23 protein-coding genes are annotated in these 24248 nt (G+C 67.2%); 13 read left to right on the plus strand and 10 right to left on the minus strand.

All coding sequences use genetic code 11. The features are described 5' to 3' along the window. Positions 1–140 precede the first annotated feature (140 nt). From IB261_RS19550 to IB261_RS19570, 5 genes are all read left to right on the plus strand, one after another. Positions 141–941, plus strand: a complete 801-nt coding sequence (locus tag IB261_RS19550; RefSeq protein ID WP_192381330.1) for a TatD family hydrolase — start codon at positions 141–143, stop codon at positions 939–941. A 137-nt stretch (positions 942–1078) separates the two neighbouring features. Further along, positions 1079–2557, plus strand: a complete 1479-nt coding sequence (locus IB261_RS19555; RefSeq protein ID WP_192381329.1) for a methyl-accepting chemotaxis protein — start codon at positions 1079–1081, stop codon at positions 2555–2557. Positions 2558–2672: 115 nt separating this feature from the next. Beyond that, positions 2673–3032 carry an Mpo1-like protein gene (locus IB261_RS19560; protein ID WP_081518658.1) on the plus strand — a complete coding sequence of 120 codons (360 nt, stop codon included), beginning with the start codon at positions 2673–2675 and terminating at the stop codon, positions 3030–3032. Between the two features lie 145 nt (positions 3033–3177). Then, positions 3178–3624 (plus strand): putative pterin-binding protein, encoded by a 447-nt coding sequence (locus tag IB261_RS19565; protein WP_081518719.1) that lies wholly within the window; start codon positions 3178–3180, stop codon positions 3622–3624. Then, positions 3624–5201 (plus strand): GGDEF domain-containing protein, encoded by a 1578-nt coding sequence (locus IB261_RS19570; RefSeq protein ID WP_412548081.1) that lies wholly within the window; start codon positions 3624–3626, stop codon positions 5199–5201. The genes IB261_RS19565 and IB261_RS19570 overlap by 1 nt, the downstream gene beginning before the upstream one ends. A gap of 11 nt (positions 5202–5212) precedes the next feature. Here IB261_RS19570 and IB261_RS19575 read toward each other — a convergent pair whose 3' ends face one another. From IB261_RS19575 to IB261_RS19600, 6 genes are all read right to left on the minus strand, one after another. After that, a complete protein-coding gene (locus tag IB261_RS19575; RefSeq protein ID WP_081518660.1) occupies positions 5213–6013 on the minus strand; it encodes an acyl-CoA thioesterase in 801 nt (266 codons plus the stop codon). A gap of 112 nt (positions 6014–6125) precedes the next feature. Further along, positions 6126–6896 carry a CHAD domain-containing protein gene (locus IB261_RS19580; protein ID WP_081518661.1) on the minus strand — a complete coding sequence of 257 codons (771 nt, stop codon included), beginning with the start codon at positions 6894–6896 and terminating at the stop codon, positions 6126–6128. Between the two features lie 68 nt (positions 6897–6964). Continuing rightward, on the minus strand, positions 6965–8980 hold the full coding sequence (locus tag IB261_RS19585) for a transglutaminase TgpA family protein (protein ID WP_192381328.1): 2016 nt from the start codon (positions 8978–8980) through the stop codon (positions 6965–6967). Next, complete coding sequence (locus IB261_RS19590; protein ID WP_081518663.1) at positions 8977–9930, minus strand: DUF58 domain-containing protein; 954 nt, start codon at positions 9928–9930, stop codon at positions 8977–8979. The genes IB261_RS19585 and IB261_RS19590 overlap by 4 nt, the downstream gene beginning before the upstream one ends. 10 nt (positions 9931–9940) lie before the next feature. Next, positions 9941–10858 (minus strand): AAA family ATPase, encoded by a 918-nt coding sequence (locus tag IB261_RS19595; RefSeq protein ID WP_081518664.1) that lies wholly within the window; start codon positions 10856–10858, stop codon positions 9941–9943. Positions 10859–10970: 112 nt separating this feature from the next. Further along, the gene (locus tag IB261_RS19600) at positions 10971–11831 is read right to left on the minus strand and encodes a LysR family transcriptional regulator (RefSeq protein WP_081518720.1); all 861 of its coding nucleotides are present in this window, start codon (positions 11829–11831) and stop codon (positions 10971–10973) included. Between the two features lie 132 nt (positions 11832–11963). Here IB261_RS19600 and IB261_RS19605 point away from each other — a divergent pair, with 132 nt between their 5' ends. Next, positions 11964–12413 (plus strand): multidrug/biocide efflux PACE transporter, encoded by a 450-nt coding sequence (locus tag IB261_RS19605; protein WP_081518665.1) that lies wholly within the window; start codon positions 11964–11966, stop codon positions 12411–12413. Between the two features lie 61 nt (positions 12414–12474). Here the strand turns inward: IB261_RS19605 and pyrF are convergent, their stop codons facing one another. The 3 genes from pyrF to IB261_RS19620 all read right to left on the minus strand — a co-directional run bounded on the left by pyrF (position 12475) and on the right by IB261_RS19620 (position 15501). Further along, positions 12475–13173, minus strand: coding sequence for an orotidine-5'-phosphate decarboxylase (gene pyrF, locus IB261_RS19610; RefSeq protein WP_024764511.1), 699 nt, complete (start codon positions 13171–13173; stop codon positions 12475–12477). 100 nt (positions 13174–13273) lie between these two features. After that, a complete protein-coding gene (locus IB261_RS19615; protein ID WP_151187710.1) occupies positions 13274–14197 on the minus strand; it encodes a response regulator in 924 nt (307 codons plus the stop codon). Between the two features lie 2 nt (positions 14198–14199). Then, positions 14200–15501 carry a sensor histidine kinase gene (locus IB261_RS19620; protein ID WP_151187711.1) on the minus strand — a complete coding sequence of 434 codons (1302 nt, stop codon included), beginning with the start codon at positions 15499–15501 and terminating at the stop codon, positions 14200–14202. 301 nt (positions 15502–15802) lie between these two features. On the opposite strand from IB261_RS19620, the gene eat reads away from it, so the two are divergent. From eat to IB261_RS19645, 5 genes are all read left to right on the plus strand, one after another. Then, positions 15803–17167: an ethanolamine permease gene (gene eat / locus IB261_RS19625; RefSeq protein WP_192381327.1), complete on the plus strand. Its 1365-nt coding sequence runs from the start codon at positions 15803–15805 to the stop codon at positions 17165–17167. Positions 17168–17224: 57 nt separating this feature from the next. Next, positions 17225–18598 (plus strand): ethanolamine ammonia-lyase subunit EutB, encoded by a 1374-nt coding sequence (locus IB261_RS19630; RefSeq protein WP_192381326.1) that lies wholly within the window; start codon positions 17225–17227, stop codon positions 18596–18598. A 12-nt stretch (positions 18599–18610) separates the two neighbouring features. Further along, the gene (eutC, locus tag IB261_RS19635) at positions 18611–19387 is read left to right on the plus strand and encodes an ethanolamine ammonia-lyase subunit EutC (protein WP_192381325.1); all 777 of its coding nucleotides are present in this window, start codon (positions 18611–18613) and stop codon (positions 19385–19387) included. 47 nt (positions 19388–19434) lie between these two features. Beyond that, on the plus strand, positions 19435–19605 hold the full coding sequence (locus IB261_RS19640) for a DUF2897 family protein (RefSeq protein ID WP_081518671.1): 171 nt from the start codon (positions 19435–19437) through the stop codon (positions 19603–19605). Positions 19606–19705: 100 nt separating this feature from the next. Next, positions 19706–20470 (plus strand): CPBP family intramembrane glutamic endopeptidase, encoded by a 765-nt coding sequence (locus IB261_RS19645; RefSeq protein WP_192381324.1) that lies wholly within the window; start codon positions 19706–19708, stop codon positions 20468–20470. A gap of 84 nt (positions 20471–20554) precedes the next feature. Here IB261_RS19645 and IB261_RS19650 read toward each other — a convergent pair whose 3' ends face one another. Next, entirely contained in the window at positions 20555–21175 is a 621-nt protein-coding gene (locus tag IB261_RS19650; protein ID WP_192211008.1) for a TetR/AcrR family transcriptional regulator, read from the minus strand. Between the two features lie 219 nt (positions 21176–21394). On the opposite strand from IB261_RS19650, the gene IB261_RS19655 reads away from it, so the two are divergent. Further along, positions 21395–23185 carry an acyclic terpene utilization AtuA family protein gene (locus tag IB261_RS19655; RefSeq protein WP_192381323.1) on the plus strand — a complete coding sequence of 597 codons (1791 nt, stop codon included), beginning with the start codon at positions 21395–21397 and terminating at the stop codon, positions 23183–23185. Between the two features lie 185 nt (positions 23186–23370). Continuing rightward, positions 23371–24246 carry an SDR family oxidoreductase gene (locus IB261_RS19660; protein WP_081518674.1) on the plus strand — a complete coding sequence of 292 codons (876 nt, stop codon included), beginning with the start codon at positions 23371–23373 and terminating at the stop codon, positions 24244–24246. Positions 24247–24248: the final 2 nt, after the last annotated feature.

A 24248-nucleotide genomic window follows, 5' to 3' on the forward strand; every position in this document is an offset into this window, starting at 1 on the left:
AGACTCTCACAGGAGGGGATAAACACCAACCCGAAACTTCCGATAGATCTTCGGAATATTCCTCAACCTGTTGTTTTTGAAGAATTTTCGTCAAAAAAGCGGCTTTTGCTATGCTCCGCTTCCGAACAAAGGGAACAAAAATGCAACTGATCGACATCGGCGTCAACCTCACCCACCCCAGCTTCGTCCCGGAACGTGAAGCGGTCCTCGCTCGCGCCATCGAGGCCGGCGTCGTGCAGATGGTGCTGACCGGGACCAGCCTGGACGACAGCGAACAGGCCCTGGAGCTGTGCCGGCAACTGGACGAAGAACAGCGTCTTTACTGCACTGCCGGCGTCCATCCGCACGAAGCCAGCCACTGGAACAGCGGCAGCGCCAAGGTTCTTCGCGGCCTGCTGGCCGAAGACCGGGTGAAGGCGGTCGGCGAATGCGGCCTGGACTTCAACCGCGACTTTTCGCCGCGCCCGCAGCAGGAGAAGGCTTTCGAAGAACAGCTGGGCCTTGCCGTGGAGTTGCAGTTGCCGGTGTTCATCCACGAGCGCGATGCGGGCGAGCGCCTGCTGGCGATCCTCAAGGACTTCCGCGACAAGCTGCCGGCCGCCGTGGTGCATTGCTTCACCGGCGAGCGCCGCACGCTTTATTCGTACCTCGACCTCGACCTGCACATCGGCATCACCGGCTGGATCTGCGACGAGCGCCGGGGCACCCATCTGCAGGAACTGGTGCGGGAGATTCCCGAAGGCCGGCTGATGCTGGAGAGCGACGCACCTTATCTATTGCCGCGCACCCTGCGGCCGAAGCCCAGGAATGGCCGCAACCAGCCAGCTTATCTGCCGGAGGTTCTGGCCTGCATCGCCAAACATCGCGGCGAAAGCACCGAAGCAGTCGCGGCCCACACCACGGCCTGCGCGCGAGCGTTTTTCAACCTGCCGGAAATTTGAACCAACTCTCAAGATCGCGGCTCGTCGGCCGATAAGTCGGGGGCAGAAGGTGGCTTGATCGGTATCAATGGCCAACCTTCCCCCTTTTCACGACAATAATGGCGCCTTGCCATTATTTGACCGACAAGAAGAGATTTATGGCCGCCTGGATCCGCGATATTTCCCTCAAGTACAAATTCTGGGCCGTCAACGCGGTCGCCTTCGTCACCACCTTGCTGCTGGTCGTGTTCGCCATGCACCAGGAACTCGACGGGCGCAACCAGCAGGCACGCCAGGGTGCCGAAGCCCAGGCCCAGTTACTGAAGAACTGGCCGGCAGGCTCGGCACTGCCAACCTCGCCGAACCTCGTCAGCTTCGCCAGCGGCAGCGCGCCGCAGATCAGCGGTGTCGACGGTTCCGCCCTCGCCCGCGCCAGCGGCTGGGTCGACCTGCAGGGTGTGCAGACCCGCAATGGCGCCCTGGCAGGCGCCTACGTGCAGGACATCGGCAACGGCCAGCGCGTCGCCGTGCTCGCCCCCGGCGCCGATTTCTGGAGCGTCTTCGAGGACCGCGCCCTGCCCTTCGCCGGCGCCGTGCTGGTGCTGATGCTGGCCCTGCTGGCCGCCTCGCAGTTGCTGATCCGCTTCATCCTCACCCACCTGCTGACCCTGCGCGACGTGATGCTCCATGTGGAGAAGAGCGGCGACCTGGCCGCCCGCGTGCCGCTGGAAAGCCGCGACGAAGTCGGCCAGATGGCAACCGCCTTCAACGCCATGCAGGCCGGCTACCAGCGCGTGGTCGGCACCGTCGCCCAGGCCGCCGGACGCCTCGACGAAGGCGCGCGCAGCCTCGCCAGCAGCATGGGCCAGGTGCGCCAGGGCATGCTCGGCCAGCAGAGCGAGACCGACCAGGCCGCCACCGCCATCAACGAGATGTCCACCACCGTCCACCATATCGCCCAGCACGCCGCCGACACCCGCGACCAGTCGCAGGAAGCCGACCGCCTCGCCGGCAACGGCCAGCAGGTTGTCGGCCGCGTCGGCCAGTCCATTGCCGGTTTGTCCCAGGGCGTGCAGCAGACCGCCGAGATGATCCAGCAACTGGCCCAGGACAGCCACAAGATCAGCAGCGTGGTCAGCGTCATCCACGGCATCGCCGAGCAGACCAACCTGCTCGCCCTCAACGCCGCCATCGAGGCCGCCCGCGCCGGCGAGATGGGCCGCGGCTTCGCCGTGGTCGCCGATGAAGTGCGCAACCTTGCCAAGCGTGTGCAGGACTCCACCGACGAGATCACCCAGATGATCAACGCGCTGCAGTCCGGTACCCGCGACGCCGTGGAGTTCATGCAGGAAAGCTCGATCAAGGCCGACGGCTGCGTCGAGGAAGCTCGTGAGGCCGGCGAAGCGCTGGCGGCCATCGCCTCGGCCGTGGCGCTGATGCGCGAGAGCAACACGCAGATCGCCGTGGCCGCCGAGCAACAGAGCCAGGTGGCCGAGGAAATGACCCGTTCGGTCGTGGGCATCCGCGACGTCACCGAACACACCGTGCAGCAGACCGTCGATTCGGCCGGCACCAGCCACCAGCTGGCGGACCTCGCCGGCGAGCTCAGCCGTGCCATCCGCCAGCTGCGCCTGTAATCCCTATCGCCCACATAGCCTGCGCCCATTGGCGCGGGCTCCCGGGCAGCACCTAGACTGCTGACATTCCGCCCACCTGCGCTCAGGCGGGCTTTTCAGTCTCGGGAGCAGCACCATGGGCAAACGTCACCCCAACCTCCTCGCCTGGCAGTGGCAGGGCTACGCCGCCAACCACCGCAACCCGACCAACCTGGCGCTGCACATCATCGCCGTGCCGCTGTTCATCCTCGGCGCCCTGACGCTGCTCAGCGGGCTGTTCGGCCTGAGCCTGTCGGCGATCCTGCTGGGGGTGATCGGCATGGTCGCCTCCCTGGCCATCCAGGGCCGCGGTCACAAGCTCGAGGAGCAGGCGCCCGAGCCCTTCAGCGACCGCAAGGACGCCGTCGGTCGGCTGCTGGTCGAGCAATTCGTCACCTTCCCGCGCTTCGTCCTGAGCGGCAAATGGTGGCGCGCCTGGCGCAATCGCAACAGCTGAGCCGGCCATCACGGCAGGGCGCGGCATTTCGGCCATTCAAGTCCCTGGCAGGTTCGCCGATATAATCGTCGAGATTTCGTCACGAGCTGTTGAGATGTCGGCTTTTCGTCATTTTATTGGCATTCTGCTCTGCCTGTTTATTGTCATGCCCGCGCACTCAGCCCCGGATCCGGCGGCCGAGCGCACCGTGCTGACCATCGCAGTGAAGGACCAGCCGCAGCTCCTGCGCCATTACAGCCTGCGCGACCTCGAAGCGCTGCCGCAGACCGAGCGGCGCTCCATGCTCCCTGATGAATCCCACGTCTATGGCTGGCAGGGCGTGCGCCTGAGCACCCTGCTCGCCGGTTTCGACCGCACCGATTCCCAGCGCCTGCGGGTCGAGGCGCTGAACGACTATTCCGCGCTGATTCCGCTAAGCGACCTCGACGCCTTCGACCCCATCCTCGCCTACCGCCGCGATGGCCAGGCCATCGGCATCGCCGAGCGCGGCCCGCTGTTCGTCATCTACCCGATGCTCGATCACCCGGAGTTGCGGACCCAGGTCTACTTCAACCGCACCGTCTGGCAGGTAAGCCGCATTACCCTGGAGTGATCGCCGTGCCCCCGCAGCCTCCCAGGCGGCGCTATCGCCGCCTGACCGTCATCATTCTCAGCGGCCTGATCGCCGCGCTGACCGCCGGCGCCGGTGCGGCGCTGCTGATGGTGCACCAGCATGTCCGCCAGCTGGCCCATCCCGACGCCCACAGCGAGCTGTGGCAGGCCTACCAGTTGCGCGCCGAGCTGGAACGCTCGCTGAACACTGCCCGCCAGGTGCTCGCTGGCAAGAGCGACAGCGATGCCCTGGCGACCCGCATCGAGGTGCTAGCCAGCCTCCTGCCGCCCCTGCGCACCACGCCTGTCTACCGCTACCTGGTGGAGCCGCGTCCGGAAGTGCAGGCGACGCTGGAGACGATCCAGCAGCTGAGCGACGCCTGGCTCCAGCGTGCCCCCTGGGGCCAGCCGGCGGCGGCGAAGGTGCTGGCCGGCGAGATGCTGCGCGAACTGCCCCCGCTGCTCGAACCCACCCATGAACTGGTGGTGGTCACCAACATCGCCCTGACCAACTACATGGACGCCGAACGCCTTGATCTGCAGCGCGCCTTCAACCTGCTGGCCTGGGTGCTCTTCGGCCTCGGCCTGTGCAGCGTGCTGCTGGCTCTGCGAGTGATCGCCAACTCGCGGCGCAAGCTGCAGCTCACCCAGCGCCTGCACGACCTCAACCAGTCGCTCGAGCAACGCGTCGAACAACGCACCCAGGAGCTGAGCGAACGCAAGGCACTGCTGCGCTACATCCTCGACACCAGCCCCAGCGACGTGGCGCTGCTCAGTGACGAAGACTCCCGTGCCCATTACGTCAGCCCGCGCCTGTTGCAGCGCACCGGCATCCGTCCGCACGAGCCCTTCACCCTGCACCGCCTGTTCGATGACCCGGACGAGGAAGCACGCTTCCGCCAGTCGCTGGCCGACAATGGCCAGTTGGACAGCTGGGAAACCCGGCTGGCGGGCAACCCCGCCTACTGGGCGATCGTCTGGGCGCGCAGGATGGAAGTAGAGGGCCGCCCCGCCTCGCTGGTGTGGAGCTTCGACATCAACCAGCGCAAGGCCATGGAACAGGAGCTGCGCCTGCTGGCCACCACCGACCCGCTGACCGGCCTGCAGAACCGCCACGCCTTCGTCAAACGCGGCGTCGCCCTGCTCAAGAGCGCGCAGCGCTATGACCGCCAGTGCGCGGCGCTGATGCTGGACATCGACTTCTTCAAGCCGATCAACGACAGCCACGGCCACGCCTTCGGTGATGCGGTGCTGCAGGCCGTAGCCAAGGAGCTGACGCAAGGGTTGCGCGAAGTCGACCTGCTCGGCCGCCTGGGTGGCGAGGAGTTCGCCGCGATCCTCCCGGAAACCGACCTGCAGCAGGCGCTGCAAGTCGCCGAACGGGTACGCAACAGCGTGCAGGCGCTGTCCTTCACCAGCGCGGACGGAAACCGCGTGCGCCTGACCCTGAGCATCGGCGTGGCCGAGCGACGCGAAGGTGAACTGCGCCTGGAAGACTTGCTGGCCCGCGCCGACCGCGCCCTGTACCGAGCCAAGGCCGGCGGGCGCAATCGTACGGAGACCGCGGCCGGTCTCTAGCTAAAAGGCTTCTAGCCGAAGATGGTCACCGTCTGCCGGCCGATTGCCAGGAGCTGGCCGTCCGCCGACCAGGTCTGCGCGGCGATGTGGCCGTAGCCATCGCGGGCATGTTCGATGGTTGCCAGGTACTGGCACCAGCCATTGGCCGGCATCGACGGCAGCGGCTGGACGAACTCCACGGTCCAGGTCAGCGAACTGGAGGGCGCCGGCGATTTCAGGTGCGGCAGGTTGGCCGGCGGCCAGGCATCGATCAGCGCCAGCAGGTGGCTGATCTCCATCGGTTCGTCGCCCACGTCATCACCACGGAAACGCATCCAGCCACCCATCTCGCGCTCGCGACTGGCCGAGAACGGCATGTGTCCGACGGCCCAGCGCATGGCGATATTCTGGGTGAAGGCCGGCATGATCTTGCGGATGTAGGGCAGCTCCTGGCAGTCCTCGATAGCCTTGAACGCCGGCGGCGGCAGGCCCTCCATCTGCACGCTGGATTCGCGCGCCACGCCGAAGCTGCCCTGGGCCAGCAGGACCACCTGGCCGTTCTGCACGGCGCGGCAGAACACCTGACTGACCGACTTGCCCTCGCGCAGGACTTCGGCCTCGAAGCTCACCGGCACTTCCACCTCGATGGGGCCGACGAAGGTGATCGCCAGCGAGCGCACCGGCCGCCCCGCCTCGGCCACCGACGCCATGGCCTCGTAGGCCAGCGCCGCCACCAGGCCGCCAAAACTGGCGCGGCCCTGGGCCCAGGCGGCGGGAATGACAATGGACAACGGCGCAGTACGCACCGCCCGGAGCATTTCGCTGAAGGACATGATCGGACTTCCCTGAGGCTTCTGGAGAATGGCAACTGGCTGCGATCTTAGGGGCAGCGGCAGCCCCGGCAAACCATCCAAAGCCTTGTCACTTGCAGGAAATGCCCGGTCATCAATGGCCTCTATGCAGAGCCTTTTCCAGGGCCTCCAGGCTCTCGTCGGCGAGGCGCTCGGCGAGGTCGTGGCGGGCATTCCAGTGCGGTTGCAGCGGCATCAGGTCCAGCTCGCGCTCGCTGCGGATCAGCCACTGTTCATAGTCATGCCAGTCGCCCAAGGCCGATTGCGCGTCCTTCAACGGCGCCAGCAGGCGTTGCGGCACGGCGGACTCCTCGGGATAGGCCTCCAGCGAATAGCGCACCCGCTTGATCAGCAGGCGCAGGCGATGACGGTCGTGGGCCGGGTCCTTCAGGGCGTCACGCAGCTTCTGCCACTCCCGGGCCAGGCGCTTTTCCACCTTGCGGTGCAGGCCCTTGAGCACACCGTGGCGCTCGGACGTGCGCCACAGCTGCGGCCAGCCGTCCAGGCGCATCATCAGGCGCTCCCACTGCGGGCTGGCAAGCAGCGTGGCGTAGCCGGAGATCAACGCCGGCCGGCGCAGCGCGGCGGCACGTTCGTAGCCTTCGGCCTCCAGCACCGGCAGCAGCACTTCGAGGTCGCGCAGCGGGCCGCTGAGCCGGCCCATGTCGCCCAGCGCCTGTTCCAGTTCGTCGATACCGGGCATGCCGCGCACCGGGTGCAGCAGGCTGCGCAACCGGCGCACGGCGATGCGCAGGTCATGCAGCGCTTCCGGGTCGGACGCGGCCTTCAGGCGGGAAGACGCGGAGAACAGCGCAACCTCCTGCTCGATCAGATGGCTTACCAGGTAATCGCAGAAGGAGGTCACGGCAGGCTCCACTCAGAGAATGAAATATCAGGTTAGCCCCTGTCGACGCAGCAACAAGGGGCGCAATGTCACGTTCCTTTTCCGCGCGACAGCCGCAGGCGCCAGGGCAGCTCGCGGCGCAGGCGTGCCAGGTGCCCGCGCAGCTCGGCTGGCGACGCAGCCGCGCCGCCGTAACGCTGCTTTTCGAAGGCATCCAGGTAGCTGCGGATCGCCTGTGCATGGGCCGGCAACACTTTAATGGCACGCCGGCAGAAGTCCCTGCCGCCCTCCCCCGGCTCCCGGCGTACGCCCAGCGGCGCGAGCATCCGCTCGAAGCGCTGGAAGCTGCGCAACTGAACATCGGCGCTGCGTCGCCAGGGCTTGAACAACACCAGTGCCAGCAAGCCCAGCAACAGAGCGCCGCCGCCAACCAGCAGGGCGCCGCCCCATTGCCGGTCGAGCCCGCCGAACCAGTTTTTCAGCATGTCGCCCTGCTGCTCGGCCTGGTAGCCCAGCACCCAGCGCTGCCAGCCGTAGTTGGCGTCGTCCCACGCCATGCGCAGCTGGTTGAGCAGCGCGAAATGGCGGTAGCGCAGGGGCGAAAACGGATCGGACTCCAGGAAGCTGCCTTCCTGGCTCAGCGCCGCCTCCAGTCCCTGCTCGATGCGTTCGGGCGCCACGGCGCCCGTCGGGTCGACCCGCGTCCAGCCCCGCCCCGCCTGCCAGTACTCGACCCAGGCATGGGCGTCGAACTGGCGGATCGCCAGGTAGTTGCCCGAGGTACTCGCCTCGCCGCCCTGGTAGCCGGTGACCACGCGGGCCGGAATACCGGCAGCGCGCAGGACGAAGGTCATGGCGCCGGCGTAGTGCTCGCAGAAGCCGGCGCGGGTGTCGAAGAGAAAGCCGTCGATGCGTTCCGGGCCGGCATCCGGCGGCCGGAGTGTGTAGCGGAACGGCTGCTCGCGCAGATGCTGGAGCATCGCCTGCACCAGCGCTGCCGGCTGCGGGTAGCGTTCGCGCAGTTGCTGCGCCCAGGCGCGGGCCCGTGGGTTGCCGCTCTGTGGCAAGGCAAGGTTGATCCGTTGCGCGCGGGCGGCGTCATCCGGCTCCAACTGTGCGTCCGGCCAGGAGGTGGCACGGTACATCAGCCCCTGGCGCACCGGCAGGCGTCGCTCCAGGTGGAAGTCGCTCATCATTCGCGCATCGCCCAGGCTGGTCTGCGCCACGTCGAGGGCGAACAGCCAGGGCCGGCCGTTGGGCTCCATGATCACCTGGTACTGCAACGGCTGGCCCCGCTGCTGCCATTGCGGCGGACGATCGCCACGCTGGAACGCGGTACTCCAGCGCACACCGTCGAAGCGCTCCAGGGTCAGCGCCCGCCAGTACAGCTGCGAACGCGTCGGCGGCTGACCGTCAAAACTCACCCGGAAAGCCAACGCGGGTGACTGGCTCAACTCGACCATGTCCCCTGGCGCCATGCTGTCGCTCAGCCCGGTCATGGCCTTGTCGCCCGGCATCGGCAGCGACCACAGCGGCCCCATCCGCGGGAACAGCAGGAACATCAGCAGCATCAGCGGCAGCGCCTGCAACAGCAGGCCGCCGGCCAGGCGCAGGGTCGGCATCGGGCGCGCGGCGAAGCTGCTCTGCTGCAGGCCGATGGCCGCCGCCAACAGGGCCAGCACCGGCAGCAGGCTGAATGCGGCAGCGATGATGTCGTCCTGGAACAGGTAGCTGGTGGTCACGGCGAAGAATCCCAGCAGGATCAGCACCCAGGCGTCGCGGCGGGTCTTGAGCTCCACCAGCTTGACCACGAAGGCGGCGATCAGCAGCACCACGCCAGCATCCAGCCCGATCACCGAGCCACGGGAGAACCACACTCCTACCCCGGCCGCCGCCACCAGCGCCAGCTTGGCGACGCCGCTGGGGTAGTTGGTGCGCATGCGGAACACCTGGATGCGCCAGGCCGCACAGCCCAGCCAAAGCGCGACGATCCACAGTGGCAGGTGCTCCAGGTGCGGGATGATCACCACCGCCTGGGCTACCAGCAGCCAGGTGAGCGCGACCCGTGGAATCGGTTGGGTGGAAGCGGCGGCAGCGCTGCTCATCGCTTCGTCCCGTGCAGCGCCAGGGCGCGAAGGCAGGCATCGCGATGGGTATCGTCCAGGCCGACCGCCAGTTGCGCATCCGGCAAGCGCAGACCGAAGGGTTGCTGGCGCAGCGACAGCTGCAGAACCCAGAAACACAGGCGTGAAAGGCGTCCCTCGGTGTCGCCGCCCAGGCTGTTGAACTCCAGCCAGACGTTGCGCCCCGCCAGCGCCGAGAAGTCCTTCACCAGCAGGCCCTGGCCGCGCGAATAGGCCTTCCAGTGCAGACGCCGGCGCGAGTCGCCCGGCTGGTAGGGCCGCAGCCCCTGGTAATCGTCGACTCCGCGGCCGCTGGGACGCACACCCTCTTCGTCATTCTCTGCTGGCCCGCCTTCGAGCGGCAGATCGCCGGGCTGCGGATGCGGGTAGACCAGCACCGACTGGTCCAGGTCCACCCAGCTCCAGGCCACCAGCAGCCCCAGCGGGAAACGGCTTTCCACGCGCAGGCGACCGGGGCGCAGCCAGCCGCGTCGCTGCGCCGTCATCGTCAGCAGCACTTCTTCGGCATGCTCTGCCGTGACATCGGCAAACTGCATGCGCTCGGTTTCCCAGCCCAGGCCGATGGCCTGTCGGGCGCGCCCTTCGCCTTCCAGGCGCACGCGAAAAGCTGCCTGTTCGCCGACGAATACCGGCTGCGCGCCGAGCGCCGTCAGGCGCAGGCCGCCCAGGTTCCGATAGGTGTGCAGGATGGCGACGATGAACAGCGACAGCAGCAGGAAGGTCAGGCCGTAGGCCAGGCTGTTCTGGTAGTTGATGGCGGTGAGCAGCATCAGCAGCAGCGCGACGCCGAACGCCATCCCCTGCCGGGTCGGGATAATGAAGATACGCCGCTGGTTGAGCTGCAGCGATGGCGATGGCGGTATGCGCCGGGCTATCCAGCTCTGCCACAGCGGCCTGACCCTGACGAGCATGGCATGTCCCTCAGAGAGCCGGAACTTCGCGCAGCAACCACTGCACCAGCGCGCCGCCGCCATGGCCGGCCGGGTCGGCCTGGTCACGCAGGCGGTGCCCGGCCACCGAAGGCAGCACGGCCTGCACATCCTCGGGAATCACGTAGTCGCGCCCGGCCAGCAGTGCCCAGGCACGAGCGGCCGCCAGCAACGCGAGGCTGCCGCGCGGCGACAGGCCGAGGGCGAAGGCGGGCTGGGTACGCGTGGCTTCCACCAGGCGCAGCACGTAATCCACCAGGGCATCGCTGGCACGCACCTCCAGCACTTCACCCTGCAGCGCCTGCAGTTCCTGCGGGTCGAGCATCGGCTCCAGGCGCGGCAGCAGGTCGCGGCGCGCCTCGCCCAGCAGCAGCGCCTTCTCGGCGGCGCGGCCGGGGTAGCCCAGGGACAGGCGCATGAGGAAACGGTCAAGCTGGGACTCGGGCAGCGCGAAGGTACCGCCCTGGGTCACCGGGTTCTGCGTGGCGATGACGAAGAAGGGTTCGGGCAGCGGACGGGTCGCGCCCTCGATGGTCACCTGGCCCTCCTCCATGGCCTCGAGCAGCGCGCTCTGGCTCTTGGGCGTGGCGCGGTTGATCTCGTCGGCCAGCACCAGCTCGGAGAAGATCGGCCCGGCGTGGAAGACGAACTGCCCGGTGTCCTTGTCGAACACCGAGGTGCCCAGCACGTCGCCGGGCAACAGGTCGGAGGTGAACTGGATGCGCTGGAAGCTCAGCCCCAGCACCCGCGCCAGCGCATGGCTCAGGGTGGTCTTGCCCATGCCGGGCAGGTCTTCGATGAGCAGGTGACCGCGGGCCAGCAGGCAGGTCAGTGCCAACCTCACTTGCACTTCCTTGCCGAGCAGTACCTGATCGACTGCCTTCAGACAATTCTCCAGCTTGGCGTGCATCCTGACCCTCTCTTCCCCGGAAAACTCCGATCCTACTGGTCCGGAACGGAGCATCAAAGGTTTCGACACATTTAGTCCGCAATCTGTGATGCAGAGCTGTGATCCAGAGCGCCTAGCGCCCCAGCAGGCGCTCCGCCAGCCAACTCGCGGCAGGGCCCAGCCGACGCTGCCGCGACCAGATCACGTCCACCGCCACCCGGCGCGGCCAGCCGGCGACCTTCAACTCCTTCATACGCCCGCTGGCGAAGCGTCCTACCATCCAGCTGGGCAATTCGATCCAGCCAAAGCCCAATACAGCCATGTCCAGCAACAGCAGGTAGTTTGGCGCGCTCCAGCAGCGGCCGCCGAGCATCGGTGCAGCGTCATCCAGGTAGGTGTTCAGGCGCAGCGCCCGGTACGCCAGCAGGTCCTCGCGCTCTACCTGGGCGCGGCCGGCCAGCGGATGGTCGCGGCTGACGAAGAGGCCGAACTCGGCCTGTTCGCTCAGCGTCGCCGAGCTGACGTCCGGTGGGTAATCCTTCTGTGCCGCCAGCAAACCAAGGCTGGCGCGGCCCTGGACGACCAGGTCGAGCACGTCGCTGTCCTCGGCGATCAGCCATTCGAACTCCAGGTCCGGATAACGCGCATCGATCTCCGCCAGCCGGGCTTCGAATTCGGCCGACTGGTAGGTGTCCGACATCGCCAGGGTCACCCGCGACTCCAGCCCTCCGACGAGCTGATGGGCGAGCTGGCCGAGGCGGTCGTTGGCCATCAGCACTTCCTCCACCCGCCCGAGCAGCGCGTGGCCGGCCTCGGTCAGCTGCGGCTGGCGACTGCTGCGGTCGAACAGGGTCAGGCCGAGGTCGATCTCCAGGCGGGCGATGGCCTCGCTGACGGTGGACTGGCTCTTGCCCAGCTTGCGCGCGGCGGCGCTGAACGAGCCCAGGCAGGCGGCCTCGGCGAAGGCCTGCAGGGATTCGGGGGAATATTGCATGGTGGCAGCCTCTTCCATCGGTTAAGCCGATGGTATCCAACTTAGATCCAGCCGGTCGACCGATGATAATGGCGCCGGACCGACGGAGTCGGCCTTCTCGTGAATTGAGAGCTTGATGCCTGGAGATACCCCATGACTCCCACTAAAACCCTGAAAGAGCGGATGTTCCACGCCGGCCTTTTCGAATTGCTGGCGGTCGTCATCTGCGCGCCGACCCTGGCCTGGCTGATGGACAAACCGCTGGGCCACATGGGCGCCATGACCCTGATGTTCTCGGCCATCGCCACCGTGTGGAACATGCTGTTCAACGCCGCCTTCGACCGCGCGCAGAACCGCATGGGCTTCAGCCGTACCCTGTCGGTGCGCATTCTGCATGCCTCGCTGTTCGAACTGGGCCTGATCATCCTGCTGGTGCCGCTGGCCGCCTGGTGGCTGTCGGTGAGCCTGCTGCAGGCGTTCATCCTCGACATCGGCCTGGTGCTGTTCTTCCTGCCCTACGCGCTGGTGTTCAACTGGGTGTACGACGTACTGCGCGAGCGCTGGGTCGGACGGGCGCAGTCAACCGCCCAGGCCCACGGCTGAACGAAAAGCCGAAACAGAAAAGCCCGCATCACTGCGGGCTTTTTCATGTCCGAAGAAAGCTTCAGGCCAGGCTGGCAGCGATCTCGGCCAGGGCCTTGGCCGGGTCGGCGGCCTGGCTGATGGGGCGGCCGATCACCAGGTAGTCGGAGCCGTTGTCCAGCGCCTGGCGCGGGGTGAGGATGCGACGCTGGTCGTCCTGGGCGCTGCCGGCCGGGCGGATGCCGGGGGTGACCAGTTGCAGCGCCGGGTGCGCGGCCTTCAGCGCGGGTGCTTCCTGAGCGGAGCACACCAGGCCGTCCATGCCGGCCTTCTGCGCCAACGCAGCCAGGCGCAGCACCTGCTCCTGGGGCTCGACGTCCAGGCCGATGCCGGCCAGGTCCTCGCGCTCCATGCTGGTCAGCACGGTCACACCGATCAGCAGCGGCGACGGGCCATTGAAGGCGTCCAGGGTCTCGCGGCAGGCGCTCATCATGCGCAGGCCGCCGGAGCAGTGCACGTTGACCATCCATACGCCCATCTCGGCGGCGGCGCGCACGGCCATCGCGGTGGTGTTGGGGATATCGTGGAATTTCAGGTCAAGGAAGACTTCGAAACCGCGGCTGTTCAGGGTCTCGACGATACCGGCGGCGCAGCTGGTGAACAGCTCCTTGCCCACCTTCACCCGGCACAGCTTTGGGTCCAACTGGTCGGCCAGCGCCAGCGCGGCTTCGCGGGTGGGGAAATCCAGGGCGACGATGATCGGGGTCTGGCAGGCGGACATGGGCTCTCTCGCGGGTATCGAAAAAATCGGCGCGCATTGTCGCAGAAACGCGCCGACTTCCGTAGCCCGCCCGGCAGGAATGCTGCGTCGCCGACGGCGATCAGGCACTCAGCCGCTCGCGCAGGCGGCCGAGCATGCCCAGCAGGCTGCCGACCTTCTCCCGCTCGCGCTCCTCGCGCGGCACCTCGGCGATGCGCGCGACCTTTTGCTCGGGCTGCGCGCGCCACAGCAACGCCTGCTCGGCGGCGGCCTTCAGGCCCTTCTCGAACAGCCCGCGGCGGATAGGCTTGGGCAGGTAGCGGAAGATCTGCGCCTGGTTGATCAGCGCCAGCAGGTCCTGGGTGTCGCGGAACGGCGTGACGACAATGCTCAGCAGGCGCGGGTGGGCCTGGGCCAGGGACTTGAGCAGCGGCGCGGTGTCTTCGCCAGCGAGCTTCAGGTCGCTGACGAGGATATCGATCGGCTCGCTGTTCAGCCGCACGATGGCCTCGGCCAGGTTGCGCGCGCGGTGCAGCCGGTGGGTGCCGGCGCTGCAGAACTCACCGACGCAGGCCAGGGTTTCGGGGTCCTCGTCCAGCAGCAGCACGTTGAGCGGCGCGACCACACGGCTGATGGCCTTGGTGTCGATGGGTTCGGCCGGCGCCTGGCGCAGGGCGATCTCGGCCGCCTGGCGCAGGGTGAAGGCCATTTCCTGCGGGTCCCAGGGCTTGGTCAGGTAGCGGAAGATGCCGCCGCTGTTGAGTGCATCCACCGCCGCGTCGAGGTCGGAGTAACCGGTCAGCAGGATGCGCAGGGTATCCGGGGCGATTTCCTGGGCCTGGGCCAGCAGTTCGGCGCCGGTCATCTGCGGCATCCGCTGGTCGCTGACGAGGATGTCGATGCGCTCCTCGCGCAGGCGCTGCAGGGCTTTGTGCGGGTCAGTCTCCACCTGCACGTCGTAGTGCCGGCGGAACTGCATCGCGAGGCTGCGCAGGATGCGCTCCTCGTCGTCGACGAAGAGGATGCGGACAGGCTGCTGGCTCATGTTCAGGCGCTCCGTTTCAGTTCGCTGGCCTGCTGGATCGGCAGGCTGATGAGGAATCGCGTGCCGCGTCCGGGTTCGGACGCCACGCGGATGCGGCCGCCATGGTCCTGGACGATCTTGTAGCTGATCGACAGGCCCAGGCCCGTGCCCTGCCCCACCGGCTTGGTGGTGAAGAAGGGATCGAAGATGCGCGCGCGCACCTCCTCGTTCATGCCCTTGCCGTTGTCCTGCACCGAGAGGTGCACATGGGTTTCGTCCGCCCAGGACTTCACCTGGATCAGGCCGAACTTCTCCATGGCCTGGGCGGCGTTGGTCAGCAGGTTGAGCAACACCTGGTTGATCTGGCTGGCGGCGCAGGCGACCTTGGGCAGCGCGCCCAGCTGGGTGGCGACCTCGGCCTTTTCCTTGATGCTGTTGCGCGCGATCAGCAGCGCGCTGCGCACGCAGTCGTTGAGGTCGACTTCCTCGCTGCGGGCGCGGTCCAGGCGAGCGAAATCCTTCAGGCCGCCGACCAGCTCGCCGATCTGCGCAAGGCCGAAATCGGTGTCGCCGAACAGCTGGTCGAGATCACCCACCAACTGTTCCAGCGCCGCGTCGTCACGGGCCTGTTCGAAGGCGGCACGGGCGCGGGCCAGTTGCTCGGGAGCGCAGGTCGTATCGTCCAGGCACTCGTTGAGCAGGGTTTGCGCCTCGGTCAGGCCGAGCAGCGGGATCAGCAGCTCGCGCAGCAGCGCGACGTTGTTCTTCACGTAGCCCAGCGGGGTGTTCAGCTCATGGGCGACGCCGGCGACCATCTGCCCGAGGGAGGCCATCTTCTCCGACTGCACCAGTTGCGCCTGGGATTCGCGCAGGTCCTGCAGGGTCTTGTTGAGCACACGATTGCGCTGGGCGACGCGCTGCTCCATGGCCTTGAGCAGGTCAAGCACCGTGCCGAGGCCGAGGTAGCGGCCCTGCTCGTCGATCAGCACGAAGTCCTCGGTGATCGGGTAGCTCAGTTGCGCGGTGACCTGCTGCGAGGCCTCTTCGAGGCTCAGGTCGGCGCGCACCTTCAGCGGCTGCGCGTTCATCACGTCGCTGGCCGGACGGCGCCCCCAGAGGTCGCGGCCGAAGCGCTGCATGAAGATGTCCTGCAAGCCGTTACGGCTGACCAGCCCCAGCGGCATTCCGGCGGCATCCACCACCGGCAGCGAAAGGAAGGAACGGTGCTCGGCGTCGAGGAAGCGCTCAGCCACGTCGCTGATGCTCAGTTCCGGGGCCAAGGGCGCTACCTGGCGCAACAGCTCGTGCAGGGCGCGGGTGGTCATCGGCGAATCTCCGGTCGCTGGGATGGGCGCCAGTAGACCAGCGGCAGATTGCCATCCTGTGACAGCCGTCGCGCGCTCGGGAAGCTTCACGGCGCGGTCATCGCACTGCAACAAGCGCCGCTGCGGCGCACCCGAACGGGACGCGCGAAACACCCTCGCACCGCTTCGAAGCAGGCGAACAGGTGGCGAATGTTCACGAAACGACGCGATCAGGCAGTTTGCGACCGGGCTCCGTGGAATGGCACGGCCACTGCACGCCGACAGGGGTCGTGTCTTTCATCCTCTGTCCTGGAGACCTCGCATGAGCACGCAACTCAAACCCACCCTGGGCACCCTGCACCTGTGGGGCATCGCCGTGGGCCTGGTGATTTCCGGTGAATATTTCGGCTGGAGCTATGGCTGGGGCGTGGCCGGCACCCTCGGCTTCCTGGTCACCACCCTGCTGGTGGCGACCATGTACACCTGCTTCATCTTCAGCTTCACCGAGCTTACCACCGCCATTCCCCATGCCGGCGGCCCCTTCGCCTACAGCCGCCGCGCCTTCGGCGAGAAAGGCGGCCTGGTGGCCGGACTGGCCACGCTGATCGAGTTCGTCTTCGCCCCGCCGGCCATCGCCATGGCCATCGGCGCCTACCTCAACGTGCAGTTCCCGTCCCTCGATCCGAAGCACGCGGCGGTCGGCGCGTACCTGATCTTCATGACCCTGAACATCCTCGGTGTCAGCATCGCCGCCACCTTCGAGCTGATCGTCACGATCCTCGCAGTGGCCGAGTTGCTGGTGTTCATGGGCGTGGTGGCGCCGGGCTTCAGCTTCAGCAACTTCGTGCTCAATGGCTGGGCCGGCTCCGACAGCTTCGGCGGCGCGGCCATCGGCGGGATCTTCGCGGCGATCCCCTTCGCCATCTGGTTCTTCCTCGCCATCGAGGGCGCGGCGATGGCCGCCGAGGAAGCCAAGGACCCGAAACGCACCATTCCCAAGGCCTACGTCAGCGGCATCCTGACCCTGGTGGTGCTGGCCCTCGGGGTGATGCTGTTCGCCGGCGGCGCAGGCGACTGGAAGGCCCTCTCGGGGATCAACGACCCGCTGCCGCAAGCCATGAAGATGGTGGTCGGCGAGAACTCCGGCTGGCTGCACATGCTGGTGTGGATCGGCCTGTTCGGCCTGGTCGCCAGCTTCCACGGCATCATCCTGGGCTACTCGCGGCAGTTCTTCGCGCTGGCCCGCGCCGGCTACCTGCCGCGCGGCCTGGCCAGGCTGTCGCGCTTCCAGACGCCGCACCGGGCGATCATCGCCGGCGGCCTGGTGGGCATCGCGGCGATCTATAGCGATGGCCTGATCGCCCTGCAGGGCATGAGCCTGACCGCAGCGATGATCACCATGAGCGTATTCGGCGCCATCGTCGTGTACATCATGAGCATGCTCAGCCTGTTCAAGCTGCGCCGCAGCGAACCGGACCTCGAACGCAGCTTCCGGGCGCCGGGCTTCCCCGTGGTGCCGGGCATCGCCCTGGCGTTGGCCGTGCTGTGCCTGGTGGCGATGATCTGGTTCAACCTGCAGATCGCCGGGATATTCCTGGCCTTCATGGCTGCCGGCTTCGTCTACTTCCAGCTCACCGCCGCCCATCGCGCCAGCGCCCCGGCGGACGCTATGCTGACGGGAGCCTGACAGCCACCCACTGTGCGCCGGCTTTCGCGGCCGGCGCGCAGCCACCGGGACGTTCGCATGCCGTACCAGACCACCGTCGGTAGCCTGACCTACCGCTTTGCCGACTTGAAGACCCTGCTCGCCAAGGCCAGCCCGGCGCGCTCCGGCGATGCCCTCGCGGGCCTGGCCGCCGACAGCTACGAAGAACGCATGGCGGCGAAGATCGCCCTCGCCGATGTGCCGCTCCAGCGCTTCCTCGACGAGGCGCTGATCCCCTACGAAGCCGATGAAGTCACCCGGCTGATCATCGATAGCCACGACCCCGCCGCTTTTGCACCGATCCGCCATCTCAGCGTCGGCGACTTCCGCGACTGGCTGCTGCTGGACAGCACCGACAGCGCCACGCTGACTGCCGCCGCCAGAGGTATCACCCCGGAGATGGCCGCCGCGGTGAGCAAGCTGATGCGTAACCAGGACCTGATCCTGGTGGCTAAGACGTGCCGCGTGGTCACGCGCTTTCGCAACACCATCGGCCTGCCCGGCCACCTCTCGGTACGCCTGCAGCCCAACCACCCCACGGACGACCTGCGCGGCATTGCCGCGAGCCTGCTCGATGGCCTGCTCTACGGCGCTGGCGATGCAGTGGTGGGCATCAACCCGGCAAGCGATTCGCCAGCCACGCTGATGCAGCTGTGGCGGATGATGGATGAACTGCGCCAGCGCTTCGAGATTCCCCTGCAAAGCTGCGTGCTCACCCACGTCACCTCGCAGATCCAGGCCATCGAGGCAGGCGCGCCGATCGACCTGGTGTTCCAGTCCATCGCTGGCACGCAGAAGACCAACGAGAGCTTCGGCATCGACCTCGCCCTGCTGCGCGAGGCACACGCGGCCGCGCTATCGCTGGGGCGCGGCACGCTGGGCGACAACGTCATGTACTTCGAGACAGGCCAGGGCAGCGCCCTCTCCGCTGGCGGCCACCACGGCGTCGACCAGCAGACCTGTGAAGCCCGCGCCTACGCCGTGGCCCGCGAGTTCCGCCCGTTGCTGACCAACACCGTGGTCGGCTTCATCGGCCCGGAGTATCTCTACGACGGCAAGCAGATCATCCGCGCCGGGCTGGAAGACCACTTCTGCGCCAAGCTGCTGGGCGTGCCCATGGGTTGCGACGCCTGCTACACCAACCACGCCGAAGCCGACCAGGATGACATGGACAACCTGCTGACCCTGCTGGGCGCGGCGGGCATCACCTTCATCATGGGCATCCCCGGCGCCGACGACATCATGCTCAACTACCAGAGCACCTCCTTCCACGACGCCCTCTACCTGCGCAGCACCCTGGGCCTGAAGCGCGCACCGGAATTCGACGCCTGGCTGGCGAAGATGGCGATCACCGAAGCCTCGGGCCAGTTGCGCCCGATCAGCCGCGGCCACGCTCTGCTGCGGGCCTTCTGAGGAGCTGGAAACATGGACCTGATCCAGAACGACCCGTGGGACGAGCTGCGTGCGCACACTTGCGCGCGCATCGCGCTGGGCCGCGTCGGCTCCAGCCTGCCGACCCGCGAGGTGCTGAAGTTCGGCCTGGCCCACGCCCAGGCCCGTGACGCGGTACACCACCCGCTGGACTTCGAGGCGCTGCAGCAGGCTCTGGCCCACGAGGGCTTCCGCGTCCTGCGCGCGCGCAGCGAGGCGCCGGACCGCCAGACCTACCTGCTGCGCCCGGACCTGGGCCGCGCGCTGCACCCGGACAGCCAGTGGCAGCTCAAGGGCGAGAAGCTCGCGGCGGAGCTGGTCATCGTGATCGCCGACGGCCTCTCCTCCTTCGCCGTCCGGCACCACGCGCTGCCGCTGCTGAGCGCGCTGCGCGAGCGCTTCGCCACCGATTGGCAGCACACGCCGGTGGTGCTCGCCGAACAGGGTCGCGTGGCCATCGGCGACGGCATCGGCGAGGCGCTGGGAGCGAGGCTCGCGCTGGTGCTGATCGGCGAACGCCCCGGTCTCAGCTCGCCGGACAGCCTCGGCCTGTACCTCACCTGGCAGCCACGCGTGGGGCGCATGGACAGCGAGCGCAACTGCATCTCCAACGTGCGCCCACAGGGTCTGCCCTATGAGCTGGCGGCGCACAAGATCGCCCACCTGCTGCAACAGGCGCTGCGCCTGCGGGTGAGTGGCGTGCGGCTCAAGGACGACAGCGACCTGCCCGAAGCAATCGATCGGAACCGGCCCGCGCCTGACAAGGTCTGAATCACAGCGTATCGTGACGCTCTACTGCCACTGTCGGAGACGGGACCATGCCCTGGTATGCCTGGTTGATCATCGCCCTAGCCCTGGGCTCCATCGTCGGCGCGCTGATGATGCTGCGCGACACCGCGAAGAAGCTCCCGCTCACCGAGGAACAGCTCAAGCGCATCCACGAGCGCAACGCCGAGATGGATGCCAAGGAAGCCGACGACAAGCGATGAAAATCGCCTAACTGACTGACGCTTCAGTCAAAAACTGGCCATAGCCATGGCCAGCGGCAGTCGAAATTGCCTAGACTGCGCCTCCTTGTTGGAGGAAAGAATGCTCAGGAAACTCCTGCCGCTGCTGCCAATCGTGTTGTTGCTCTGCGGATTCGCGCTGAGTTTCGTCCAGCCGGTGGGGTTGCTGATCGGCGCCGTTTACGTCGCCTGGACCCTCTACGGCGAGCATCGCCTGCCGCGCCTGCTCTGGTGGCTGGTGTGCCTCGTGCTCAGTATCGCCCTGGCCGCGCACCTGCTGCCGGGCACTACCTCCTGGACCCTCTGGCCGGTGCGCCAGCTCAGCCCGGACGCTCCCGTCTACGCCCTGCACCTGTCCTGGGACAAGGCGCTGGTGGGCGCCACCCTGCTCGCCTGGTGGCTGCGCCGCGACCCGGTGCCGACGGAGAAGCGCTCGCCGGACTTCGCCGCCATCGTCATCGTCACCACGCTGTTCGCCGTGCCGCTGGTGGCCGTCGCCGGTGGCCTGGTGGTGTGGAATCCGAAATGGCCGCCCGGCTTCTGGCTATGGATGCTGGTCAACGTCTGCGTGATCTCGCTGACCGAGGAAGCCTTCTTCCGCGGCCTGCTGCAGACTGAGCTGGTGCGCCGCTTCGGCGCCTTCGCCGGGGTGGCAGTCGCCAGCGTGCTGTTCGGCATGGTGCACTGGCCGATCAACCCGCTGTTCGCGGTGGTCGCCGGCGTCGCCGGCCTGGGCTACGGCCTGGCCTTCCACTTCAGCGGCCGCCTGGCGGTGCCGGTGCTGCTGCATGCGGCGGTGAACTGCCTGCATCTGCTGCTGTTCAGCTATCCGTTGCGGATTATCTGAGAGGGGCAGCGGCAGGCTTCAGGCTTTAGGCCACAGGCGGCGTCAATGCGCTCTTGCCTGCAGCCTGTAGCCTGCCGCTTGTAGCTAATCCCGAATCACCAATAACAACGCCTGCTCGGCCAGCTCGTCGAGGGTCAGGCTGCCTTCGGGGCGGAACCAGGTGATGGACCAGGACAGCGCCCCGGTCAGGAAGCGCCGCAGGATGAACGGGTCGCCCTGGCTGAAGCCGGCCGCGCGGGCCTCTTCCAGCACCTCCAGCCACATCTGCTCGTAGATGTCGCGCAGGCTGAGGATGTAGGCCTGGCCCTCTTCCGATAGCGAGCGCCATTCATAGACCAGCACCGCCATCGCCTCGCCGGTGCCGCCGGTGATCGACTGCAGCTCGCAGCGGATCAGCGCCAGCAGGCGTTCGCGCAGGGTCGTGGCGTCGGCCAGGGCGGCACGCATCAGGGCGGTGTTGTAGAGGATGGTTTCCTCCATCACCGAGCGGAGGATTTCGTCCTTGCTCTTGAAGTGATGGAAGATGCTGCCGGACTGGATGCCCACGGCGCCGGCCAGGTCGCGCACCGTGGTGCGTTCGTAGCCCTTGCTGCGGAACAGGTGCGCGGCGGTGTGCAACAGCTTGCCGCGGGCGCTCTCCGGGTCGGTGATCTGCCCGGTCTTGACCAGCTCCAGCATGACTTCGCGGGCTTTGCGGTCATCCACGCTGTTCTCTCCCCATGAGGCCCATCGGCCGATCTGCTCAGGGCGATTCATCGAAACGCCCTGCAAGTGCTTGTGTTGTCTGACGAAATGTAAGCCCCCGAAGCCCAACCAAGCAAGCGCTTGGCCATCCATTGGTTGGGGTTGTCGTACTTTCGGGGCTTTTCAACCAAGCGCTTGCTTGGTAATGTCGATCCATCACTCAGCGTCACGGGCAGAACAATGACTAGAACCGTACGTATCGGCTGCGCCTCCGCCTTCTGGGGCGACACCTCCACTGCCGCTGCACAATTGGTGCGCGGCGCGGAAATGGATTACCTGGTATTCGACTACCTCGCCGAAATCACCATGTCGATCATGGCCGGCGCCCGCCTGAAGAATCCCGAGGCAGGCTACGCCACCGACTTCGTCGAAGTGATGACACCCCTGCTGGGTGACATCGCGGCGAAGCAGGTGCGCGTGATCAGCAACGCTGGCGGGGTAAATCCCTCGGCCTGCGCCAGCGCCCTCGCCACCGCCTGCGAGAAGGCTGGCGTGGCGCTGAAGATCGCCGTGGTGCACGGCGACAACCTGCAGCCGCGCCTGGGCGAGCTGGCCAAGGCCGGCATCCGCGAGATGTTCTCGGGCGCGCCGATGCCGCCGATGTGCGTCTCGGTCAACGCCTACCTCGGCGCCCCCGGCATCGTCGAAGCGCTGAAGGCCGGCGCCGATATCGTCATCACCGGCCGCGTGGTGGACAGCGCGGTGGTCAGCGCCGCCCTGGTGCACGAATTCGGCTGGGCCTGGAGCGACTACGACAAACTGGCCCAGGCCGCGCTGGCCGGGCACATCATCGAGTGCGGCGCGCAGTGCACCGGTGGCAACTTCACCGACTGGGAAAGCGTGCCGGACTACGAGCACATCGGCTTCCCGCTCGTCGAAGTGCAGGCCAGCGGCGACTTCGTGGTGACCAAGCCGCAGGGCACCGGCGGGCTGGTGACGCCGCTGTCGGTGGGCGAGCAGATGCTCTACGAGATCGGCGACCCGCGCGCCTACCTGCTGCCTGATGTGGTCTGCGATTTCACCCAGGTCGAACTCGCCCAGGTGGGCGACAACCGCGTGGCCGTCAGCGGCGCACGCGGCCTGCCGCCGACCGGGCAATACAAGGTCAGCGCCACCTATCCGGACGGTTTCCGCTGCACCGCCAGTTGCCTGATCGCTGGCATCGACGCGGTGAAGAAGGCCGAACGGGTCAGCCAGGCGATCATCGCCAAGACCGAGGAAATCCTCATGGAACGCGGCTGGGGTCCGTACCGTGAGGTCAGCGTGGAGTTGCTCGGCAGCGAGGCCACCTACGGCCCGCACGGGCGCCGCAGCGACAACCGCGAGATCGTGGTGAAGCTCGCCGTGCGCCACAGCCGCAAGGAAGCCCTGGTGCTGTTCTCCCGCGAGATCGCCCAGGCCGCCACCGGCATGGCGCCGGGCCTGACCGGCATCGTCGGCGGCCGCCCGACCGTGTACCCGGTGATCCGCCTGTTCTCCTTCCTGATCGACAAGGACAGCTGCGAGCTGGCCGTGGACATCGACGATGAGCGCCACGGTGCCGCCCTGCCCGCCCTCGACACCTTCGACCCGACCGCGCTGGCCGACGACATTCCGGTACCGGCCGCCAAGGGCCCGGCCCAGGCCAGCGTGCCGCTGGTGAAGCTGGCCGTGGCGCGCTCCGGCGACAAGGGCAACCACAGCAACATCGGCGTCATGGCCCGCAAGGCCGAATACCTGCCGTGGATCGCCGAGGCGCTGAGCGAAGGCGCCGTGGCCGAATGGATGCAGCACGTGCTCGACCCGCAGCTGGGTCGCGTCAGCCGCTGGCACCTGCCGGGCAGCCACAGCCTGAACTTCCTGCTGGAAAACGCCCTGGGCGGCGGCGGCGTTGCCAGCCTGCGCATCGACCCGCAGGGCAAGGCCTTCGCCCAGCAGTTGCTGGAATTCCCGGTGGCGGTGCCGCAACACATCGCCGATGAAGTGATGTAAGAGCAAACCCTCACCCTAACCCTCTCCCAAAGGGAGAGGGGACTGTCCGGCGCAGGATGACGCAGTGTCATCAGCCGGCACAATCGGCTCCCTCTCCCTCAGGGAGAGGGCTGGGGTGAGGGCAAACACGAGCGCAGGACTTCCGAGAAACGCACGACGAACGATTGAGCAGGACGAAAACAACAATGAGCTACGACTCGATCTTCAAAGCCGGCCTGTTCGACGGCCAGACCATCATCGTCACCGGCGGCGGCAGCGGCATCGGCCGCTGCACCGCCCACGAGCTGGCGGCCCTCGGCGCCCACGTGGTGCTGGTCGGGCGCAAGGCGGAAAAGCTGGAGAAAACCGCTGGCGAAATCATCGAGGACGGCGGCAGCGCCAGCTGGCACAGCTGCGACATCCGCGACGAAGAAGCGGTGAAGGCGCTGGTGGCGCAGGTCATCGCCGAGCGCGGGCCGATCCACCACCTGGTCAACAACGCCGGCGGCCAGTACCCCGCACCGCTGGCCTCGATCAACCTGAAGGGCTTCGAGGCGGTGGTGCGCACCAACCTGGTGGGCGGCTTCCTGATGGCCCGCGAAGTGTTCAACCAGAGCCTGAGCAAGACTGGCGGCAGCATCGTCAACATGCTCGCCGACATGTGGGGCGGCATGCCCGGCATGGGCCATTCCGGCGCCGCCCGCGCCGGCATGGAGAACTTCACCAAGACCGCCGCCATCGAGTGGGGTCACGCCGGGGTGCGGGTCAACGCCGTGGCGCCCGGCTGGGTCGCTTCCAGCGGCATGGACACCTACGAAGGCGCGTTCAAGGCCGTGATCCCGACCCTGCGCGAGCACGTACCGCTCAAGCGCATCGGCACCGAGTCGGAAGTCTCCGCCGCCATCGTCTTCCTGCTCTCCCCCGGCGCCGCCTTCATCAGCGGCAACACCATCCGTATCGACGGCGCCGCCAGCCAGGGCAGCCGCGCCTTCCCTCTGGTGAAGGGCAAGCCGGGGCAGAGCCGTTCCTACAACGGCTTCCACCGTGCCTACCTGCCGGACGTCCTCAAGGATCAGGAGTAAGC

The sequence above is a fragment of the Pseudomonas sp. PDM20 genome, from assembly GCF_014852575.3.
GTDB lineage: Bacteria > Pseudomonadota > Gammaproteobacteria > Pseudomonadales > Pseudomonadaceae > Pseudomonas.

Bases quoted from the DNA above. Each gene is read 5' to 3' on its own strand.
- IB261_RS19565 (WP_081518719.1), top strand. From the start codon at position 3,178: ATGCCCGCGCACTCAGCCCCGGATCCGGCGGCCGAGCGCACCGTGCTG.
- IB261_RS19575 (WP_081518660.1), bottom strand. From the start codon at position 6,013: ATGTCCTTCAGCGAAATGCTCCGGGCGGTGCGTACTGCGCCGTTGTCC.
- IB261_RS19615 (WP_151187710.1), bottom strand. From the start codon at position 14,197: ATGAGCCAGCAGCCTGTCCGCATCCTCTTCGTCGACGACGAGGAGCGC.
- IB261_RS19660 (WP_081518674.1), top strand. From the start codon at position 23,371: ATGAGCTACGACTCGATCTTCAAAGCCGGCCTGTTCGACGGCCAGACC.
- IB261_RS19550 (WP_192381330.1), top strand. From the start codon at position 141: ATGCAACTGATCGACATCGGCGTCAACCTCACCCACCCCAGCTTCGTC.
- IB261_RS19560 (WP_081518658.1), top strand. From the start codon at position 2,673: ATGGGCAAACGTCACCCCAACCTCCTCGCCTGGCAGTGGCAGGGCTAC.
- IB261_RS19600 (WP_081518720.1), bottom strand. From the start codon at position 11,831: ATGCAATATTCCCCCGAATCCCTGCAGGCCTTCGCCGAGGCCGCCTGC.
- eutC (WP_192381325.1), top strand. From the start codon at position 18,611: ATGGACCTGATCCAGAACGACCCGTGGGACGAGCTGCGTGCGCACACT.
- IB261_RS19630 (WP_192381326.1), top strand. From the start codon at position 17,225: ATGCCGTACCAGACCACCGTCGGTAGCCTGACCTACCGCTTTGCCGAC.
- IB261_RS19640 (WP_081518671.1), top strand. From the start codon at position 19,435: ATGCCCTGGTATGCCTGGTTGATCATCGCCCTAGCCCTGGGCTCCATC.
- IB261_RS19655 (WP_192381323.1), top strand. From the start codon at position 21,395: ATGACTAGAACCGTACGTATCGGCTGCGCCTCCGCCTTCTGGGGCGAC.
- IB261_RS19620 (WP_151187711.1), bottom strand. From the start codon at position 15,501: ATGACCACCCGCGCCCTGCACGAGCTGTTGCGCCAGGTAGCGCCCTTG.
- IB261_RS19585 (WP_192381328.1), bottom strand. From the start codon at position 8,980: ATGAGCAGCGCTGCCGCCGCTTCCACCCAACCGATTCCACGGGTCGCG.
- IB261_RS19555 (WP_192381329.1), top strand. From the start codon at position 1,079: ATGGCCGCCTGGATCCGCGATATTTCCCTCAAGTACAAATTCTGGGCC.
- eat (WP_192381327.1), top strand. From the start codon at position 15,803: ATGAGCACGCAACTCAAACCCACCCTGGGCACCCTGCACCTGTGGGGC.
- IB261_RS19605 (WP_081518665.1), top strand. From the start codon at position 11,964: ATGACTCCCACTAAAACCCTGAAAGAGCGGATGTTCCACGCCGGCCTT.
- pyrF (WP_024764511.1), bottom strand. From the start codon at position 13,173: ATGTCCGCCTGCCAGACCCCGATCATCGTCGCCCTGGATTTCCCCACC.
- IB261_RS19590 (WP_081518663.1), bottom strand. From the start codon at position 9,930: ATGCTCGTCAGGGTCAGGCCGCTGTGGCAGAGCTGGATAGCCCGGCGC.
- IB261_RS19645 (WP_192381324.1), top strand. From the start codon at position 19,706: ATGCTCAGGAAACTCCTGCCGCTGCTGCCAATCGTGTTGTTGCTCTGC.
- IB261_RS19595 (WP_081518664.1), bottom strand. From the start codon at position 10,858: ATGCACGCCAAGCTGGAGAATTGTCTGAAGGCAGTCGATCAGGTACTG.